This is a genomic window from Psychromonas arctica (genome assembly GCF_038155225.1).
In the GTDB taxonomy this organism is placed as follows: Bacteria; Pseudomonadota; Gammaproteobacteria; order Enterobacterales; family Psychromonadaceae; genus Psychromonas; species Psychromonas arctica_B.
The window spans coordinates 1-1,077 of sequence record NZ_JBAKBA010000092.1 but is presented as its reverse complement, the minus strand read 5'-3'; the positions used below and the strand labels follow the sequence as shown (position 1 = coordinate 1,077).

The window sequence follows — 1,077 nt, the reverse complement described above, 5'->3', positions numbered from 1 at the left end:
TCTTTACGTAAGGAGGTGATCCAGCCCCAGGTTCCCCTAGGGCTACCTTGTTACGACTTCACCCCAGTCATGAACCACACCGTGGTCATCGCCATCCCCGAAGGGTTAAGCTAATGACTTCTGGTGCAGCCCACTCCCATGGTGTGACGGGCGGTGTGTACAAGGCCCGGGAACGTATTCACCGTGGCATTCTGATCCACGATTACTAGCGATTCCAACTTCACGGAGTCGAGTTGCAGACTCCGATCCGGACTACGACAAACTTTAGGAGATTCGCATACCATCGCTGGTTAGCAGCCCTTTGTATTTGCCATTGTAGCACGTGTGTAGCCCATCCCGTAAGGGCCATGATGACTTGACGTCGTCCCCACCTTCCTCCGGTTTATCACCGGCAGTGTCCCTAGAGTTCCCGGCATAACCCGCTGGCAAATAAGGATAAGGGTTGCGCTCGTTGCGGGACTTAACCCAACATTTCACAACACGAGCTGACGACAGCCATGCAGCACCTGTCTCAGAGTTCCCGAAGGCACTCATCTATCTCTAGGTGATTCTCTGGATGTCAAGGGATGGTAAGGTTCTTCGCGTTGCATCGAATTAAACCACATGCTCCACCGCTTGTGCGGGCCCCCGTCAATTCATTTGAGTTTTAACCTTGCGGCCGTACTCCCCAGGCGGTCTATTTAATGCGTTAGCTTTGAATCCCACGGCATATAGCCACAAAATTCTAATAGACATCGTTTACTGCGTGGACTACCGGGGTATCTAATCCCGTTTGCTCCCCACGCCTTCGCGCCTCAGCGTCAGTCTTTGTCCAGGTGGCCGCCTTCGCCACTGGTATTCCTTCAGATCTCTACGCATTTCACCGCTACACCTGAAATTCTACCACCCTCTACAAAACTCTAGTTAACCAGTTTCAAATGCAGTTCCAAGGTTGAGCCCTGGGATTTCACATCTGACTTAATTAACCGCCTACGCGCGCTTTACGCCCAGTAATTCCGATTAACGCTCGCACCCTCCGTATTACCGCGGCTGCTGGCACGGAGTTAGCCGGTGCTTCTTCTGCGAGTAACGTCACAG

General features: G+C 52.6%; 1 rRNA gene. It reads right to left on the bottom strand.

Going from position 1 to position 1,077, the window contains the following annotated elements:
• Positions 1-8: 8 nt before the first annotated feature.
• Positions 9-1,077 (bottom strand): 16S ribosomal RNA (locus tag V6255_RS17920); the annotation flags it as partial.